The following is a 17,790-nucleotide window of genomic DNA, read 5'->3' as shown; positions in this document are numbered from 1 at the left end:
CAGGAAGATGTATCTTGTTATCCAAGAAGGACGATGATCACCCTGCCCAGTACAGGGAGATGTATCTTGTTATCCAAGGGAGATGATGATCAGCTGCCCAGTACAGGAAGATGTATCTTGTTATCCAAGGGAGATGATGATCACCTTGTATAGGAAGAAGCTTATCTTGGTCGGTCTTGGTTTGTCTTGGTTTGTCTCTGTTGATCTTGGTTTGTCTAGTTTTGTCTCGGATGGTTGTAACCAACACGACAAAAACCGTACTGCTAAAAAGCCCCTTCCGCGGCCGTCCTCGACGGACGCCGGGGGGCTCTTTACTTTTGCCCTCCGATCGGTCTACGATGGTAGTAAATGATAGGTGGAGTGGCTTCGACCGCACGAAACGCGAGAATCGAAGTCAGGATGGAGGAAGAAACCGAGATGTGGTTAACGCTTGCGATTATTATCCTGATTGTGCTGGTTATCGTTGTCGCCGTTCCGCTTGTACAAATCGTCGTCCCCGTCTTCGGGGGCCGGCCCTCCCGCGAGGAACTCGGGAGATATGCGAGTCTTCCGCATTATGACAACGGGAAGTTTCGTTATCCCCTCGAATCGAAGGTGCTGATGAGCTTCAAAGAAATGCTGCCTGCCGCCTGGGAATTCATTCGGGGCAATCCCGATCGAAATCCTCGCGAGGCGCTTCCGTATGTTGCTCTCGGCGAAGAAGATCTCAGGCTGAGCCGGCAACCAAGGGTGATCTGGTTCGGCCACTCCGCGGCGCTGCTGCAGATGGATGGGCTGACGATCCTGTTCGATCCGATGTTCGGCAAGGCGCCATCGCCGTTTCCCATTGTCGGCGGCAAACGTTATGGAGGCAAGCTGCCTATGCAACTGGAGGCTCTTCCGAGAATCGATTACGTATTTATTTCGCATGATCATTACGATCATTTGGACTATCCCTCTATCAAGCGGCTGGAAGCGAAGGTCGGACACTTCTTTGTGCCGCTGGGCGTAGGAGCGCACTTGCAGCGTTGGGGAGTATCCCGTAATCGGGTAACCGAGATGGACTGGTGGGAGGAACGCGAGGTCGGCAGCCTAAAGCTGGCTTGCGCGCCCGCGAGACATTTCTCCGGCAGGGGAACGACGACTCGGGACAGCACCTTATGGTGCTCTTGGGCGTTGCGGGGCCGAGAAGGGAATATATTTTTCTGCGGGGACAGCGGGTATGGTCCGCACTTTCAGGAGATTGGGGAGCGGCTGGGCCCCTTCGATCTGACGTTGATGGAATGCGGGCAATACGACGAGAAGTGGGCGGCGATCCATATGCTGCCGGAGCAGACGGTGCAGGCGCATCTCGACGTGCGGGGCGGTCTGCTGCTGCCGATTCACTGGGGAGGCTTTACGCTCGCGATGCACAGTTGGGATGATCCTGCCATTCGCGTGACGAAGGAAGCGGAGCGTAGAGGCGTTACGATCACGACCCCGATGATCGGAGAGAGCATACCTCTTCGAACGGAGGGCTACCCGAACCGGAGATGGTGGGAGGCTTAAGCCAATAGCGAGAGGGGGAAACGTATGGATTGGGAAATCCACATCGAACGGTGGAGCCGAGCCGCCGTTAGACTGCTGGATATCAGGGAGTTTAGCGCGGAGAAGGGAACGGTCCCTGATCGTTATGTAACGCCAGCCAGCTTTTTTATCATTACGACCCATGGGGAGGCGAGGGTGACTCTGTCGGGAACGGTCTATCAAGCCCGTTCGCCTCACATTCTGCATGGAGGGAAGGAATCGGAGCTGGGCATGGCGCCGCTAGGAAGCGATTATGCCTGCTATGTCATTCTGTACAGGGCGGAATGCGACTCGCCGGAAGAGGAGGAGAGCTTCCGCATGCCATATGCGTTCCGTCCCGGAGCGTCTCTGGTTCTGCAGGAAAAGTGTCTGGCCATGCATCGCCTGTGGCAGCAAACTACCTCGATGGAGAAGCTTCAGGCGCAGTCCGCCTTCCTTCCGTTGGTGTACGAGATTATGCGGCAGCTCCGGATGTCGGCAAAGGAGAACGGCAGACCGAACCTGGTAACCGAGGCGATTCATTATATTCACGAACATTACAGGAAGCCGATAACAGCCGAGGAGTTGGCCGGCATTTACGGCTGCAGCGCAAGTTACTTGTCCCGCTTGTTCAAGAGCCAGATCGGCGTCGGTCCGATCGAATACCTGATTCATGCGCGCATTCGCAAAGCGAAGCAGTTCCTGGTGCATTCGGAGGCTCGTGTCCAGGAGGTCGCGGGCAGCGTCGGCTATGCGGATGTCTATTATTTCAGCCGTCTGTTCAAGAAACATACGGGCTGCTCCCCGCTGCAATACCGGGAGGAGCGTCGGCAGGCAGTTCAGAATAATCCATTGCGGCTGTTAAAATCGTCTATTGTATCCTCTGAGCCCTATTCCCATAATGAGAATGAGATTTGTTATCAATGGATGGGGGAAGGGGAAACATCAATGTTTAGATTTTCAAGACCAACGTTCGGAGCGATGATGCTGCTATGCACCTTGCTGCTGAGCGCATGCCAGGCAAACAACAATTCGGGGGCGCCGTCGTCGTCAGCTTCGGCAGGGGCAACAGCAGCCATTGAGGCTGCGGAAACACGTACTTACAAGCATTTGAAAGGCGAAACGGAAATTCCGGTGCAACCTCAGCGCGTAGTCAGTCTCTTCCATTTGGGCGAACTGATGGCGGTAGGGGTAAGGCCGGTTGGCGCAACGCCGCACATTCTGGATAATCCGCTGATTGGCGATACTTCCGATATTACGAATATCGGGAATCCTCCCGATCTGGAGAAGATTCTGCTGCTGGAGCCCGATCTGATTGTGACAACGGAGCCGTTCGCGGAGGTCGTGGAGGGCGGGTACGAAGCATTGAGCCAGATTGCGCCGACGATTGTTGTGGAGCAGTACAACGATCCGATCAAGGATGTCGAGATGTTCGGCGATATTCTTGGCAAGCAGGAAGAAGCGAAGCGATGGAATGAGGCGTTTGCGGCAAAAATCGTGCAATACAAAGAAAAGATCAGCCCGGTTATTGGGACGGATGAAACGTTCTCGATCCTGAATGTGCGCCCCGGCTCGATCTTTATTTACGGCGATACCAATATGGGGGGCAACATTATCTACAAGTATCTGGGCTTGAAGCCGACCGAAAAAGTAAAGAATGACGTTATTAACGGAGAGACATGGGATATATCGATGGAAGTGATCCCCGAATTCGTAGGCGATCGGTTATTGCTTGCCGTAAATGACGGCGCGGAGGAAGACATGAAGAGGGTGGATAAGTTTATCCGGAATACGCCTGCAGGCAAAGCCGGTCATATTTACCCGATCGATTTTGACGAGTTTCTGTTCAGCGATCCGATCTCGGTCGAGCAGCAGCTGGATATCATCGTCGATTTGCTGGTCGAAGGCAGTCAGTAAATGGACATTGAACTATGAATTTAAAAGGGGATGCTCCGGAAGTCGCGATGACTCGGGGCATCCCCTTCCTTTATGAACCGAACCTAGAACGTCAAGAAGCCCATGGCCTCTTTGGCAGCATTCAACGTGCGATTCGCGACTTCCGCGGCGCGGTTCGCGCCGTCCTTCAGGATGCGGTCGAGCTCTTCGGAATGGACGAGCTCGGCATATGTCTGCTGGATCGGCTCGAGCTTGGCGATGACGACTTCGGCGAGATCCTTTTTGAATGCGCCATAGCCTTGCCCTTCGAATCTGCGCTCGACCTCTGCGATCTCGATATCCGCGAAGACGGAATAGATCTCGATCAGGTTGCTGACGGCCGGCTTCGCCTCCCAGTCGTAGCGCACGTTCATGTCGGAGTCGGTGACGGCGCGGGAGAACTTCTTGCGAATGACGCCCGGCTCGTCGAGCAGGAGAATGTAGCTGCTTTGGTTCGGGTTGCTTTTGCTCATCTTGCTGGAAGGATCGTCAAGGCCCATGACGCGAGCGCCAACTTCTCTAATGATCGGCTCCGGCACGGTAAACGTCTCTCCGAAGCGATTGTTAAAGCGGGTTGCGAGGTCGCGCGTCAGCTCCAGATGCTGCTTCTGGTCGTCTCCGACCGGCACATGCGTCGCCTGGTACAGCAGGATGTCGGCGGCCATAAGCGCAGGGTAAGTGAAAAGAGCGGAGCTGACGGTATCTTTGCCGTCCGACTTATCCTTGAATTGCGTCATGCGGCTAAGCTCGCCGAAGTGAGCCTGCGTCTCCATCAACCAGCCGAGCTCCGCATGGGCGGATACATGCGACTGCATAAAGATGGCGCTGCCGCGGGGATCGATCCCCGCAGCGATATACAATGCCGCGATCTGGCGCGAACGCTCGCGCAGCTCCTTGGGATCTTGCGGAATGGTAACGGCATGAAGGTCGGGCACGAAGAAGTAGCACTCGCCCTCCTCTTGCATCATAACGAATTGGCGCAAGGCGCCGATGTAGCCGCCGATGTTGAGATCGCCGCTGGGTTTGATGCCGGACAGGAATCGTTTGTTGGACATGGGATAACCTCATTTCTTTGGGATAGTGATCGTGTGCTCGTGTAAATTGCAGCCGCTCCGGTAAACGCAAAAAAACGCTCCGCCCCCTGTAACAGGGACGAAGCGTGAACTCCGCGATACCACCCGAATTCGGCCATTAGGGCCGCACTCTTACACGAACGGAGCAAAACAGCGCGAGGCCGCTTGCGTGCTTTCGTTCATGTCTCCCTGGGATAACGGGGGGAGCTGCCGTCGGGGCCTACTGCTCGGGAACGAGGTTCGGGCCGAAGCGAGCGGATCCATTCCCTTAGACGTCTGCGCCGGACCTTTCACCAACCGCCGGCTCGCTGCGGACATCCGCCCCAAGGTACTACTTCCACTCATGGCTGTAACGATATATTGTTCATAAGCATAACGGCAATTCGAAGTCTAGTCAAGCGGGTCTTCGAGTTTTTTGTGTTGAAAATTTTGTCTAAAATTGGCGAGAAATGACCATATTATAGAAAAGACAAAGCTAAACAATCGGGGATGGAACTAATGAGCAGGATGGGAAGCTGGAAGCGTTCATCGGCACGCCAGGATGGCTTGGACGGGAACGATGCGGAAGAAACGCCAAGGCCGTTGTCGCCTTCGCTCAAGGACAATCTGGACACGATTCGGGAAGTGCTCGGAGGCAGCGACGATATCGTCATTCGGCCGATCAGGCTGAGCGGAGGCGTAGCGGCCGCCATCGTGTTTACCGAAGGATTGGCGAACGAGCAGTTTGTGGCGGAATTTATTCTGGATAGAGCGATGTCGGACGACGCCGACCAGGAGCACGAACGGACCGGGAGGGGCGTCAAAGAAGTCGTATCCGAGCTGGAACGGCATATCCTGGCCGTGGGAGAGTTGGGGTTCGTGCACGTGTTCAAGTCGTTGTTCCACGCCCTGTTGTCGGGAAATACGATTGTGCTGCTGGACGGCCTCGACCATGCCATTGCTGCGGGGACCAAGGGCGGGAAGGACAGAGGCGTATCGGAGACAAACACGGAATCGGTCATTCGGGGGCCGAGAGAAGCTTTCTCGGAGACGCTGAGGACGAATACGGCACTGATTAGACGCAGAATCAAAAGTCCGCGGCTGAGACTGGAGACGCGCCGGATCGGGCGAGAAACCCAAACGGACGTATCCATGATGTACATGCAAGGAATCGCGAATGACAAAATCGTCGAGGAAGTACGAAAGCGTCTGGACAACATCGATATCGACGGCATCCTGGAGAGCGGCTATATCGAGGAGTTGATTCAGGACGAGACGTTCACGCCGTTCCCGACGGTTTACAATACAGAACGTCCCGACGTGATCGCCGCAGAACTGCTGGAGGGAAAGGTCGCGATACTGGTCGACGGAACGCCGTTTGTGCTGATCGTCCCCGCCGTGTTCGTCTCTTTCTTGCACGCGGCGGAAGATTATTATCACCGTGCGGACATAAGCACATTGATTCGGCTTCTGCGGTACGTAGGCATCTTTATCGCGCTGTACTTTCCATCGCTTTACGTGGCCATTACAACTTTCCATCAGGAGATGCTGCCTACGCAGCTGCTAATAAGTCTCGCCGCTCAACGGGAGGGCATTCCTTTCCCGGCCTTTATTGAAGCTTTGATGATGGAGGTGGCTTTCGAAATTCTGAAGGAGGCTGGGCTCCGAATGCCGAGGACGATCGGTCCCGCCGTATCCATCGTCGGCACTCTCGTCATTGGACAAGCTGCCGTAGATGCCGGCATCGTGTCCGCTGCGATGGTCATCGTCGTATCGACGACGGCGATCTCGAGTTTTGTGTTCCCTGCGTACAGCATGGCCAATGCCATCCGGATGCTTAGGTTTCCTCTGATGGGACTTGCGGCGTCGTTCGGATTGTTCGGCATCATTTTGGGAAGCTTCGCGATCGTACTGCATCTTACCAGTCTTCGAACGTTCGGGGTTCCGTATTTGACCCCTTTCGCCCCTATGAAGCTTGAAGATCAGAAGGATGCGATCTTCCGGTTGCCGCACTGGATGATGACCAAAAGACCGGGTCTGATGACGGGGTCAAACGGCAAGCGGCAGCAGCCGGCGAAGGCGGCGAAACCGAAGCCGGGCAAATAGCCAGGAGAAGGAGCAATCATATGCGAAGAGTCAGGATGCTAGGCACGCTTCTGCTCATCCTTGCGCTTGCGACGGCGACAGGGTGCTGGAACCGCCGCGAGCTAAACGACCTTGCGATTGTCACGGCGCTCGGCGTAGACAAGGCGGAACGCGGCTACCATGTGTCGGTGCAAGTCGTCGATCCGTCCGAGGTTGCGGCTGGAACGTCCGGCGGCAGTTTTTCTCCGGTGACTACATACGACGCAACAGGCGATACAATGGCAGAGGCGATCCGCAGAATGACGACGGTGACGCCGCGAAAGCTGTATTTTGCCCATTTGCGTATCTTCGTGATTGGAGAGGCGCTTGCCCGGGAAGGGATGGGGAAGTCGCTCGACCTGCTGTCTCGCGATCAGGAAGGGCGGACGGACTTCTATATCGTTGTGGCCAAAGGTCATAAGGCGTTCGACGTTTTGCGCATTCTCACGCCAATGGAGAAAATTCCGGCCGCCAAGCTGCATTCCTCGCTTCAAGTATCGGAACGTGCCTGGGCGCCAACCGTGTCTGTGCAGCTGGATGATCTCATCACGGAGATCGTCGATAAGGGCGTACAGCCCGCATTGACTGGGATCACGATAAAAGGCGATCCCAGTGTCGGGCGCCAGCTCCAAAATCTGAAAACGCCGGATACGCCGACGAGACTGCAATACCAAGGCATTGCCGTATTTCGTTCCGACAAGCTGATCGGATGGTTAAATGAATCGGAGAGCAAGGGCTTTAGCGATATTACGAATCGTTTGAAAAGTACCATGGTGGAGATACAATGCCCCGAAGGGGGCAAGCTTGCCGTCGAGGTCATCCGATCGAAGTCGAAAATGGAGGGCAGCGTGAAAAACGGCAAGCCCGAGGTCGTCGTCACTATGCGCTCGGAGGCGAATGTCGCTGACGTCGAATGCCACATGCATCTTACGGGAAGGAACTCGCTGGAGGAGATTGAGAAGCGGGCGGAGGAGACGATGCAACTGAACGCGGAGCAAGCCGTCGCCAAAGCGCAGAAGCTGGGAACCGACGTGTTCGGCTTCGGCGAAGCGATTCATCGTGCGAGCCCGGCATACTGGAAACGCGTCCAGAATGAATGGGACCATATTTTCAAAGAGCTGACAGTTTCATTCAAAGTCGATATGAAGATCAGAAGAATCGGAACGGTAGGGGAGTCATTCCTCGACGAGATGAAGGAGTAGGAAGTCGATGGCGATAGTGGGAATCGCGGCGGTAGCCGCTTGTATATGCGTTCTGGAGATACCGCGCATGTGGCGGAGCAGGCAGTGGAAGGAGTTAGGGCTGTTCGGCTTCTTGCTTGCGCTCGGCACGGGGATTTCGGTGGGAGTTGGGCTGGACGCGGGGCTGCCCAATCCCATGGACTGGCTTGCCGCGATCTTTCGTCCGATCGACATTCTGGTAGAAACGACGTTTGGCCTGAGGAGAGTGAATGAGGGATGAAGAACCTCGAGCAGATTAACGGCAGACAATTCGCGCTCCTTGCGATCTATATCACGATCGGCGACACGATTCTGATCCTCCCTTCCGTCCCGGCGCAAGCGGCGGGGCGAGATGCCTGGATTTCCGCACTGCTGGGCATCGTCTTCGGAATCGGCGTCGTCCTGTTGTACAGCGCGGTTGGGAAACGCAATACCGGACGGACGTTTGTGGATTATGCGGAGAGCGTGCTTGGGAGATGGCTGGGGGGAGCCGTAGCATGTGCCTTTCTCGGTTATATATTCTTATCGTCTGCATCCCATGTACGGGAGATTGGCGACTTCATGACGACCCAGATGATGCCGGAGACGCCGATTCATGCCATCCACATCTTCTATGCGGCCGTCGTCCTTTTGGCGGCTTATCTTGGATTGGAGTGCATCGCAAGGACGAGCGAATTTTTTTTTCCCGTGTTGATTCTGTTCCTGATCGTATTCGTTCTATTCCTGGTGCCAAGTATAGAGACGAGCAAGCTGCTTCCGGTGATGGAGAATGGGCTTGGTCCGGTCATGCAAGGCGCCGTGTCGACGACGGCCTACCCGTTTGCCGAACTTAGCGTGCTGCTGATGGTTATTCCCCATGTCAATAATTCGGGAGCTATTCGGGGCAGCTTTTTGAAGGGAGCGCTGTTCGGAGGAGTTGTCATAGCGCTCATTATTTTTCTGTCCATCTCCATTTTGGGTCAGGACCTGGCCGCAAGAAACATGTATCCCAGCTATGCGTTGGCGAAGAAGATCGACGTGGGCCAATTTCTTCAGCGGATCGAGGTTATCCTGGCTTTTATGTGGCTGCTGACGAGCTTCATCAAGACCTCGTTGTACTTCTATGTGTTCCATATGACACTCGCCCATTTGTTCCGTCTTCAACAATACCGGTCGATGATACTGCCGTCGGGTGTCCTTCTTGTGTCTATGTCTGTACTGATTTCCCCCAATATCAATCACTTCCAGCAGATGAATGAATATTGGCCGTACATGGATTTGATCCTGGGTGTAGGAACCTCGCTTTTACTGCTGGCCGTGGGCTTTTTCCGTGGCGGCAGCCTCTCTCCGAAACAAGGAACGTGAAAGTTTCGTTAACCAGCAAATTCCCGTATGCGGAAGCCCCCATTCTATGTTACGATACGTCAGACGCAAATAGAGAATAGACATAGGATGAAGGTGAAGAGTTTGAGTGAACCTGCTGGACAACAGGTTCTTGGCGGAGGAGAGAAGGCCAAGGATCTTAAGTTGTTTTATTTGACGTGGCCAATTTTCCTTGAAGTGGCGTTGTTCATGATGATGGGGATCGCGGATACGTTTATGCTGAGCGAGATTTCGGACAATGCGGTGTCCGGCGTAGGCGCGTCCAATCAGTATTTGCACATCGCCATATTGCTGCTGGAGGTCATCGGCAACGGGGCGTCCATCGTCGTGGCTCAGTATATCGGTTCGAAGAAATTTTTTGAAGCGGCCAAAATATCGGCGCTCGCCGTTACGCTCAATCTGATCGTCGGCGTGGTGCTGAGTATCGGATTCGTAGCATTTAACGGTTACTTGCTGAGTTCATTGAATCTGCAAGGCGAAGTGTACGACTACGCCCAAAGTTATTTGCAAATTGTCGGCGGAGCGATTTTTCTGCAAGCGATTATCAACTCGCTGGCAGCGATCATTCGCGTGCACGGATTTACAAAGGAAGCGATGCTTGTCGCGCTGGGCATGAACGTTATCCATATTATCGGCAACTATGCGCTGATCTTCGGCAACTGGGGCATGCCGGCACTGGGCGTGGAGGGCGCGGCGATCTCGACGATCGGCAGCCGCCTTATCGCGGTCGTCGTCTTCTTTTGGCTGCTGTATCGCATTATGGAAGTGCGTATCCAGTTCCGCTATTATTTAAATCTGTCCAAGGAATTTGTAGGCAAAATTTTAAAAATCGGCATCCCTTCCGCGCTGGAACAGGTAATGTACCATAGCTGCCAGATCGTCTTCCTTGCTTACACGACGTATTTGGGCGAGGCGTCGCTGGCGGCGAAGCAATACGCATCCAATATTTCGATGTTGATCTATCTGTTCGCATTCGCGATCGGCATCGGCACGTCCATCATGGTCGGCCGTCTTGTCGGCGAAGGGCGCCCGGACGCTGCGTACCGCCGCGTCTGGATGAGCGTTCGCTCCGCCAGCATCGGGACGCTGATCGTCGTCGTGATTGTGATGGTGTTCCGCGAGCAGCTCGTCGGCTTCTTTACGGATGATCCCGATGTGCTCAGACTGGGGGCGCAGGTGCTGCTCTATAGCTTTATTCTGGAGACAGGGCGCACGATTAATATCGTCATCGTAAACTCGCTGCGGGCTTCCGGCGATGCGAAGTATCCGCTCTATGTCGGTGTTTTCTCGATGATTGGCATGAGCTTGCCCCTGGGCTATCTGTTGGTGTTCCAACTGGATATGGGGCTGCCGGGCGTTTGGCTGGCGATCGCCGCAGACGAGTGGGTCCGCGCGGTAATCTTCTACTTCCGCTGGCGCAGCCGCAAGTGGGAGAAACACGCGCTGGTCAGACTGGACTCGCCGCCCGCGGACGGACATGCCGCCGCGGTGCAGGCGTAAGGCAGGGGAGCCGTTGCAGGCGTAACCTGGGGAGTCGTTGCAGGATTAGCTCTGCGTACGGGATGGCTGGACAACCCGTCCAGCCCATCTGCTTTTTTGAATCATAATAAGGGGATGCGCATTCCCCGCGACTGTGCCATATGAGGTGCGGCAGCGGGGATTTTACTTTTCAGGAGATGCGAGGGTGGCGAGTATGTCGATGAGAACGGACTACCGCCGGTCCAATTCGGTTGGCGGCCGTTAAGTCGACAAGACTGACTTCCCCCGGGGTTTCTGCCCAGGGTGGTCTTAAGTAGGTGTACACGATGTATGTCTTACATAGGGCAAGCCTTATTAGGGTTAGCGGAGCGTTTCTCCCAAACGGAATTATCTTTCAATCAAATAGTTGACAATAGCCGCGTCTTCTGATATCTTTAATTTAAGATAATGCAAATTGAAGGAAAGGAGCGGATGAATATGAGCAGTGACAACCATTCAACCCATCAATCGACGCAAGGCAACGCTGCTAAATCCAATGTATCTCTGGACCTCTACATTGCGCTTTCGCGGGCTAGTCAGTGGGTAAATGCCCACATTGATCGGGATATTCGCAGTTACGGTCTCAACAGAACGGAATTCGGCGTATTGGAGATGTTGTACCATCGCGGGCCTCAGCCCCTGCAGCAGATTGGCGGTAAGGTGCTGATGAGCAGCGGCAACATCACATACGTCATCGATAAGCTGGAGAAAAAGGGACTGTGCCGCAGGCGCGCATCCAAGGAAGACCGGCGGCTGATCTACGGCGAAATTACGGATGAAGGCAGCAAATTTATAGAAGAAGTGTTCCCGGCGCATACTATATGCATCGAAGAAGCGACTGGCGGTCTGACCGACGAAGAGAAGGCGCAGGCCAGCATCCTGCTCAAAAAATTAGGAAAGTACGCCCAGCAGTCCTACAAGTAGCCAAACTAGGCAGGAAGGACTGCTTCTATCGAACATATATCTTAATTTTAAGATTCACAAATATTATGAAAAAAGAGGAGAGATTCCTATGACAATCCAAAACGCGCAAGGGCAAACGAGCTTCGAGGATCGTGCACAAACGGCAGGCATCCATCACATTACGGCATTCGTACGAGATCCGCAGGCCACTTCCGATTTTTATGCCGGGATACTGGGACTGCGTCTGGTAAAAAAAACGATCAACTTCGATGCTCCGGAAGTCTACCATCTGTACTTCGGCGATCAAAGCGGCAGTCCCGGCACCATCATCACGTTTTTCCCTTGGGAGGAATCCCGCAGGGGCCGGATCGGAGCGGGTCAAGTCGGCATCACGACGTATGTTGTTCCCGAAGGTGCGCTGCCATTTTGGCGTGAGCGTTTGACTAGGCTAGGTGTCGAAGTGGAAGAGACGCAGCGATTCGGCGAAACGTACCTGGGCTTCGCTGACACAGACGGGCTGCGCGGCGAGATCGTCGCCCGGGCAGAAGGAGCCAATAGCAAATGGTCGTTCGGAGGCGTGACAACGGACAAAGCGATCAAAGGTTTCGGAGGCGCGGTTCTGTTTAGCGGAGCGCCAGAGTCGACAGGCAAGCTGCTCCAGGATGTTATGGGATTAACGAAAGTTGGCGAGGATGTCGGTTACGTTCGTTATCGTTCTTTTGGCGACATCGGCAACATCATTGACGTTAACGCTACCGCGATGGCCCCAGGCCATGGAGGTCACGGCACGGTGCATCATATCGCATGGAGAGCGAAAGACGACGCGGAGCACGCGCTCTGGAGAAACCACGTAGCCGCGAACGGCTATCAGCCTACTCCGATTGTGGATCGGCAATATTTTAACGCGCTGTACTTTAGGGAAGAAGGCGGAATTTTGTTCGAGATCGCGACGGATCCTCCGGGCTTCGCTCGAGACGAAGACGCGGAGCATCTTGGCGAGAAGCTGATGCTGCCCGAATGGTACGAACAGAACCGCGCAGAGATCGAGAAGCTGCTGACACCGTTTGAGGTACGCGAATTGGAGGGAATCTGAACAATGACGGTGAAGATGAAGCATCTCTATATCAAGGGCAAAAATGAGGAAGCGCCTATACTGCTAATGCTTCACGGGACGGGAGGCACAGAGCGCGACCTGCTTGGGCTGGCGGAGCTGATCTCGCCGGGCTCCTCCGTTCTCAGCGTAAGAGGGAACGTGCTGGAGAACGGCATGCCGCGATTCTTCCGCAGACTCGCCGAAGGCGTGTTTGACATCGAGGATCTGGTATACCGGACTGGGGAGCTTCATGAGTTCCTGGCGGAAGCGGCGACGGAGTACGGATTTGATCGGAGCAATATCGTGGCGGCAGGCTACTCTAATGGAGCCAACATTGCGGGAAGCCTGTTGTTCCATTACAAGGATTCGCTCAAGGGCGCTATCCTTCTTCATCCCATGGTTCCTCTTCGCGGCATAAAGCTGCCGGATTTATCGGGCGTGCCTGTTTTCATAGCGGCAGGAGAAAATGACCCACTCTGCCCGCCTGCCGAGACGAAGGAGCTGGATGCTTTGCTTCGCGAAGCGGGGGCGGTTGTGGAAGTGCGATGGGATCGGTTCGGGCACCAATTGACGAGCGCGGAGGCGCATGCCGCTGCTGCGTGGTTTAAACAAACTTTTGCGATCGAATGAGGCATCCAGGCTGGGGATATTCGGCATTCCTATAATCGGTTACGATATAAAGGACGGCTCATCCCGGCACGACCGGGAGACGGTCGTCCTTTTGCGCATCGCGCTTAATGAAGGGAGATTAACGATATGACGATGATTTCGATCGATCCGGAGGGACAGAGCACCCAGGACAATTATAAGCTTCTCATAGGCGGCATTATCCCGAGGCCGATCGCGTTAGTCACAACGTTGTCGGAGGAGGGAGTGTTAAATGCGGCGCCTTTCAGCTTCTTTAATATTGTCGCGGCAGATCCTCCGATGATTGCGGTATCGGTGCAGCGTAAAGGCGGCATACAGAAGGACACTGCCCGCAATGCCATAGCGAAGCGGCAATTCGTGACGCATATCGCGGATGAGCGTTATGTGGAAGCGTTAAACGTGACGGCGGCCCCCGCGCCTCCGGATGTGAGCGAGGTCGAGCTGGCGGGATTGACTCCAGTTGTCAGCGAGATCATCACCGTGCCCGGCGTAGCCGAGGCGGCGATCCGTCTGGAATGCGTGCTGGAGCAAGCCATCCCCCTTGGCGGTACGCTTATCGGAGATGCCGGCGTACCGTCGACCGACCTGCTCATCGGCCGCGTCGTCAGGTTCCATATTGACGAGAAGCTGTACAATAACGGGCGTATCGATCCGGAAGCGTTAAAGCCCGTAAGCCGATTGGCAGGGAATGACTATGCAAAGCTAGGCGAGAGATTTACGCTGGTACGCCCCACTTGAAACTCTGCGAATGTTTAATGTTTGCCGGGATTTGGTCAGGATCGTGATCCCTATGATCAGCTAGATGGCAGCCTCGCGTTTCCAGCGGGGCCGACAGCAGCCATTGCGGCTTCCTTCCCATCGTATGCATGCATGTCGGCAGCCTTCTCGCGATATACATAAGAGATTGCTGTATAGCAGATGACGGATGGGAAGAGGGAAGGCGGTGGCGGAGTGGAAGCGGAATGCGCCATTATCGGGGGAGGACCGGCAGGACTGAACGCTGCGTTGATGCTCGGCAGAGCCAGACGGAGCGTCTTGTTGTTCGACGACCATTCGCCGCGTAACGCGGTGACAAGACATACGCATGGTTTCATGACACGGGATGGCGCGACGCCGCAAGAGCTGAGGGTGCTCGCCCGGCGGGACCTCGCCCGTTATCCCTCCGTCTGGCCGGTTGACCGCCGGATCGAGGCGGTGGCTCCACTGGATGGTTCAGGCTTCCTCCTGCGCGACCGAGGCGGAGCAACCTACCGGGCCAGGAAACTGCTGCTCGCGACTGGACTGAAGGAGACATTGCCGAAAATTACGGGAGTGACGGAGTTTTACGGCAGCAGTCTCTTCAATTGCCCCTATTGCGACGGATGGGAGCTCCGGGATGGGCCGCTCGTCGTCATCGCAGAAGGATCGAACGCATTCTCGCTGGCTCGTCTGGCGTATCAATGGAGCCGTGACCTGCTTGTCTGCACGAACGGTTCCTCGAGATCGCTTGGCAGGTTGGAGGCGCAGGCGCTAAGCGGCAGAGGAGTAGTTGTGACGGAGAAAAAAATCGCCGAGCTGGTCGGAGACAACGGCAAACTGCGAGCAGTCCGGTTCCACGACGGGACGGAAGCGAAGCGCTCGGGAGGCTTCATCTCGCCTTATTGGCGGCAGGCTGCGCCTTTCGGCGAAATGCTGGGCTGTCGTATAAACGGGCAAGGAGGCATAGAGACGGACAACTTGGGCCGCACAAGCATCCCCGGCGTATATGCGGCGGGCGATACCTCCGTAATCGCGCCGGCCCAGACATCTATCGCAGCTGGAGAAGGCAGTCGCGCGGCGATCGGCATCAACTCGGATCTTGTGAGAGAGGACTTCGAGAATTAGCGTAAAACGACTAGATCTCCGGAATCGCGGGCAACGCGGGTTCGGAGATTTTTTAAATGACAGTAGAAGTTTTCTTCATACTTGACCCTATCATTTTCAGAATAAAACGGGCTGCCCTACCTGAGGACGGCGACAGCCGTATCCCCTTAACGCGACAAAAACGAAGAAAAAACGGCCTTTCTCGACAAGGAACTAACTTTGGTTAATATGATCCCGAAATTCCTGGTGCTAGTATGTGGAATAGGGAGATAGGTATCCGAGAAAGGTTGTGCGTGGATTTGAAGCTGGGAAGAGGAATGAGGAGAACGGGAATATGGGCTCTCGTCTTGCTGCTTGCGGGCAGCGCGGGGTGGGGGATGCCGGGGAAGGCGGCGGCCGAGCCGGAGCCGGAAGAGTCGTATGTTTTCGACGGGCTGTTTCCTGGAGGCGCCTATTATTTCGACCAGGTGATGGATGTGGCGACAGACGGGGCAGGCAACGTTTATGCCGCGGAGCAGCTCGGACACCGAATCGTCAAGCTGAGTCCGGAAGGAGAGGTATTGGCCGAATGGCAAGCCGATAATGCGTTTGCCCCGCGAGCGATTGCCGTGGACGGCGAAGGATTCGTATACGCCGGCAGCGGAGAGAGCGTGTACAAGATCGACATGACCGAACCGGCGTTTGTCGATACTTGGCAGATTGAGGGCATGTATGTGTCGGGGATGGCCGTGGATGCAGAGGGCGAGACGGTCTATATAGCCGACTATAATCTTGGTGGCCTTCGCTTGCTGGACACGGCAACCGACCATACAGAGGAATGGACGAGCTTCTACGACTCAAGCGAGATTGAGCATCTATTCGAAGACATCGCCGATGTCGCCTTGGATGGCGATAGCCATGTATTCGTTTTGGACAGCGATAACCGCATTGTGAAAATGAACGCCTATGGAGCGTATCTAGGCATGTTGGAAGGGGGGGAGCAGTTTAATAGCCTGCAAGGCATTGCAGTCGACGAAACCGGACATATTTATGTGACGGATTACGACGAGAATGCGGTCTTCGTTATGGATGCATCGTTCGAAGTATTGGCCAGCCAAGGTTCATACGGTATCGGAGCCGGAGAATTCGATTCGCCGCAGGGCATTGCCGTTGCCGCGGACGGCTCCGTCTATGTGGCCGATACTTCCAATCGGCGCGTTCAGAAGCTGGATGCGGATACTCTTGAGTCTCAAGCCGTATGGGGATCGTTCGGCTCTGCCGAAGGTCAGTTCTTTATTCCGGAAGGCATTGCCGTCGACTCCGATGGGCGCATCTATGTTGCCGATCAGGGCAACGGACGCGTTCAGCTATTCGATCAAAGCTACGAGTTCCTCGCGGCGCGAGACGGCGAGGGCTCCTACTTTTCTCCTTACGGACTGTCGGTTGACGCACAGGGGCGTCTTTACATGACCAACGACAGCGCGCTGCTGCGATTCGATCCCGCGACTAATGTAGTCGAGCAGTTGAATGAATGGTCGTATCTATCGAATCCCGGGGAAATCGCGGTGGATACCGAAGGATATATTTATGTGGCTAACACAAGCGCCTATCATATTGCCAAGTTCGACGCATCGGGCGAGAAGGTGCTGGAGATGGAAGGAGCGATGAGCCCGGGCAGCTTCTACTTCCGTCCAACTACCATCGCCGTGGATAGCGCAAGAGGAATTGTCTATTCGGGCGATTCGACGAACATCCAGACTTTCAATTTGGACGGGGTGCATCTGCAAGAGAGCTGGGGGGAGCCGGAGGGCGGAGCTTTCGGATTTATCTCTGGCATGGCGGTGGATGGCGAAGGCAATCTGTTCGTGACGGACGGGGTTAACAGCCGAATTCAGAAATTTAATTCCGACGGAGAATTGATAGCGAGTTGGGGGGCGCCGGGGAAGGGCGAAGGCGAGTTCTACGGGCTTGCCGCCATCGCGGTGGACCGGGCCGGCAACGTCTACGTGACCGAGACGGGAAACCATCGGGTGCAGAAGTTTGCGCCATCGACGCATGAGGTGAGCTTCGAAAGCAACGGCGGCAGTGCGGTGGAGGCGGCGACGGTTGAACACGGTGATACTGTGGAAGCACCAGAAACTCCGACAAGAACGGGATACGCCTTCGGAGGTTGGTACACCGATGAGGAACTGACGGAGCCGTATGTGTTCACAACTGCGGTGACGGGCAACGTGACGTTGTACGCGAAGTGGACGACAAACGTGTACACGGTGAGCTTCGAGAGCAACGGTGGCAATGCAGTAGCGACAGTGACGGTGGAGCACGGCAAAATCGTGGAAGCGCCGGAGGTTCCGACAAGAACGGGATACGCGTTCGGAGGTTGGTACATCGACGAGGAACTGATGGAGCCGTATGTATTCACTACTGCGGTGACGGGCAACGTGACGTTGTACTCGAAGTGGACGACAAACGTGTACACGGTGAGCTTCGAGAGCAACGGCGGCAATGCGGTGGCGGCAGCGACGGTGGAGCACGGTGAAACCGTGGAAGCGCCGGAAGCTCCGACAAGAACGGGATACGCCTTCGGAGG

Annotated in this window: 14 protein-coding genes; 13 read left to right on the top strand and 1 reads right to left on the bottom strand. The window is 55.2% G+C overall.

The window, feature by feature from the left end:
- Positions 1-417 precede the first annotated feature (417 nt).
- Both B1748_RS35740 and B1748_RS35735 read left to right on the top strand, forming a co-directional pair.
- Positions 418-1,527 carry an MBL fold metallo-hydrolase gene (locus tag B1748_RS35740; protein WP_087572738.1) on the top strand — a complete coding sequence of 370 codons (1,110 nt, stop codon included), beginning with the start codon at positions 418-420 and terminating at the stop codon, positions 1,525-1,527.
- A 24-nt stretch (positions 1,528-1,551) separates the two neighbouring features.
- A complete protein-coding gene (locus tag B1748_RS35735) occupies positions 1,552-3,441 on the top strand; it encodes a helix-turn-helix domain-containing protein (RefSeq protein WP_087572737.1) in 1,890 nt (629 codons plus the stop codon).
- Between the two features lie 83 nt (positions 3,442-3,524).
- On the opposite strand, the gene trpS is transcribed toward B1748_RS35735, so the two are convergent.
- Positions 3,525-4,514: a tryptophan--tRNA ligase gene (gene trpS / locus B1748_RS35730; protein ID WP_087572736.1), complete on the bottom strand. Its 990-nt coding sequence runs from the start codon at positions 4,512-4,514 to the stop codon at positions 3,525-3,527.
- Between the two features lie 525 nt (positions 4,515-5,039).
- Here trpS and B1748_RS35725 point away from each other — a divergent pair.
- The 11 genes from B1748_RS35725 to B1748_RS35675 all read left to right on the top strand — a co-directional run.
- A complete protein-coding gene (locus tag B1748_RS35725) occupies positions 5,040-6,617 on the top strand; it encodes a spore germination protein (RefSeq protein ID WP_373271325.1) in 1,578 nt (525 codons plus the stop codon).
- A gap of 20 nt (positions 6,618-6,637) precedes the next feature.
- A complete protein-coding gene (locus tag B1748_RS35720) occupies positions 6,638-7,837 on the top strand; it encodes a Ger(x)C family spore germination protein (protein WP_087572734.1) in 1,200 nt (399 codons plus the stop codon).
- A 7-nt stretch (positions 7,838-7,844) separates the two neighbouring features.
- Positions 7,845-8,096, top strand: a complete 252-nt coding sequence (locus B1748_RS35715; RefSeq protein ID WP_087572733.1) for a hypothetical protein — start codon at positions 7,845-7,847, stop codon at positions 8,094-8,096.
- Positions 8,093-9,199, top strand: a complete 1,107-nt coding sequence (locus B1748_RS35710) for a GerAB/ArcD/ProY family transporter (protein WP_087572732.1) — start codon at positions 8,093-8,095, stop codon at positions 9,197-9,199. The genes B1748_RS35715 and B1748_RS35710 overlap by 4 nt, the downstream gene beginning before the upstream one ends.
- An 87-nt stretch (positions 9,200-9,286) precedes the next feature.
- The gene (locus B1748_RS35705; RefSeq protein WP_087572731.1) at positions 9,287-10,717 is read left to right on the top strand and encodes an MATE family efflux transporter; all 1,431 of its coding nucleotides are present in this window, start codon (positions 9,287-9,289) and stop codon (positions 10,715-10,717) included.
- A gap of 456 nt (positions 10,718-11,173) precedes the next feature.
- Positions 11,174-11,659 (top strand): MarR family winged helix-turn-helix transcriptional regulator, encoded by a 486-nt coding sequence (locus B1748_RS35700; RefSeq protein WP_087572730.1) that lies wholly within the window; start codon positions 11,174-11,176, stop codon positions 11,657-11,659.
- An 88-nt stretch (positions 11,660-11,747) separates the two neighbouring features.
- Positions 11,748-12,731, top strand: a complete 984-nt coding sequence (locus B1748_RS35695) for a VOC family protein (protein WP_087572729.1) — start codon at positions 11,748-11,750, stop codon at positions 12,729-12,731.
- Between the two features lie 15 nt (positions 12,732-12,746).
- Positions 12,747-13,361 (top strand): alpha/beta hydrolase, encoded by a 615-nt coding sequence (locus B1748_RS35690; RefSeq protein ID WP_179216004.1) that lies wholly within the window; start codon positions 12,747-12,749, stop codon positions 13,359-13,361.
- A 132-nt stretch (positions 13,362-13,493) separates the two neighbouring features.
- Positions 13,494-14,117 (top strand): flavin reductase family protein, encoded by a 624-nt coding sequence (locus tag B1748_RS35685; RefSeq protein ID WP_087572740.1) that lies wholly within the window; start codon positions 13,494-13,496, stop codon positions 14,115-14,117.
- 180 nt (positions 14,118-14,297) lie between these two features.
- Entirely contained in the window at positions 14,298-15,242 is a 945-nt protein-coding gene (locus B1748_RS35680) for an NAD(P)/FAD-dependent oxidoreductase (RefSeq protein ID WP_373271324.1), read from the top strand.
- Positions 15,243-15,538: 296 nt separating this feature from the next.
- The coding region (locus B1748_RS35675; RefSeq protein WP_179216003.1) for an InlB B-repeat-containing protein at positions 15,539-17,790 on the top strand (2,252 nt) is incomplete at its 3' end.

The sequence above is a fragment of the Paenibacillus sp. MY03 genome (genome assembly GCF_002165585.1).
In the GTDB taxonomy this organism is placed as follows: Bacteria; Bacillota; Bacilli; order Paenibacillales; family Paenibacillaceae; genus Pristimantibacillus; species Pristimantibacillus agaridevorans.
Note: the sequence above shows the minus strand (reverse complement) of the source record. Positions and strands in the feature narration are given on the sequence as shown.

What these genes read in the sequence shown, in the direction of transcription:
- B1748_RS35735 (WP_087572737.1), top strand. Translation starts at nt 1,552, where the DNA reads ATGGATTGGGAAATCCACATCGAACGGTGGAGCCGAGCCGCCGTTAGA.
- B1748_RS35700 (WP_087572730.1), top strand. Translation starts at nt 11,174, where the DNA reads ATGAGCAGTGACAACCATTCAACCCATCAATCGACGCAAGGCAACGCT.
- B1748_RS35710 (WP_087572732.1), top strand. Translation starts at nt 8,093, where the DNA reads ATGAAGAACCTCGAGCAGATTAACGGCAGACAATTCGCGCTCCTTGCG.
- trpS (WP_087572736.1), bottom strand. Translation starts at nt 4,514, where the DNA reads ATGTCCAACAAACGATTCCTGTCCGGCATCAAACCCAGCGGCGATCTC.
- B1748_RS35680 (WP_373271324.1), top strand. Translation starts at nt 14,298, where the DNA reads ATGACGGATGGGAAGAGGGAAGGCGGTGGCGGAGTGGAAGCGGAATGC.
- B1748_RS35695 (WP_087572729.1), top strand. Translation starts at nt 11,748, where the DNA reads ATGACAATCCAAAACGCGCAAGGGCAAACGAGCTTCGAGGATCGTGCA.
- B1748_RS35725 (WP_373271325.1), top strand. Translation starts at nt 5,040, where the DNA reads ATGGGAAGCTGGAAGCGTTCATCGGCACGCCAGGATGGCTTGGACGGG.
- B1748_RS35705 (WP_087572731.1), top strand. Translation starts at nt 9,287, where the DNA reads ATGAAGGTGAAGAGTTTGAGTGAACCTGCTGGACAACAGGTTCTTGGC.
- B1748_RS35720 (WP_087572734.1), top strand. Translation starts at nt 6,638, where the DNA reads ATGCGAAGAGTCAGGATGCTAGGCACGCTTCTGCTCATCCTTGCGCTT.
- B1748_RS35690 (WP_179216004.1), top strand. Translation starts at nt 12,747, where the DNA reads ATGAAGCATCTCTATATCAAGGGCAAAAATGAGGAAGCGCCTATACTG.
- B1748_RS35685 (WP_087572740.1), top strand. Translation starts at nt 13,494, where the DNA reads ATGATTTCGATCGATCCGGAGGGACAGAGCACCCAGGACAATTATAAG.
- B1748_RS35715 (WP_087572733.1), top strand. Translation starts at nt 7,845, where the DNA reads ATGGCGATAGTGGGAATCGCGGCGGTAGCCGCTTGTATATGCGTTCTG.
- B1748_RS35740 (WP_087572738.1), top strand. Translation starts at nt 418, where the DNA reads ATGTGGTTAACGCTTGCGATTATTATCCTGATTGTGCTGGTTATCGTT.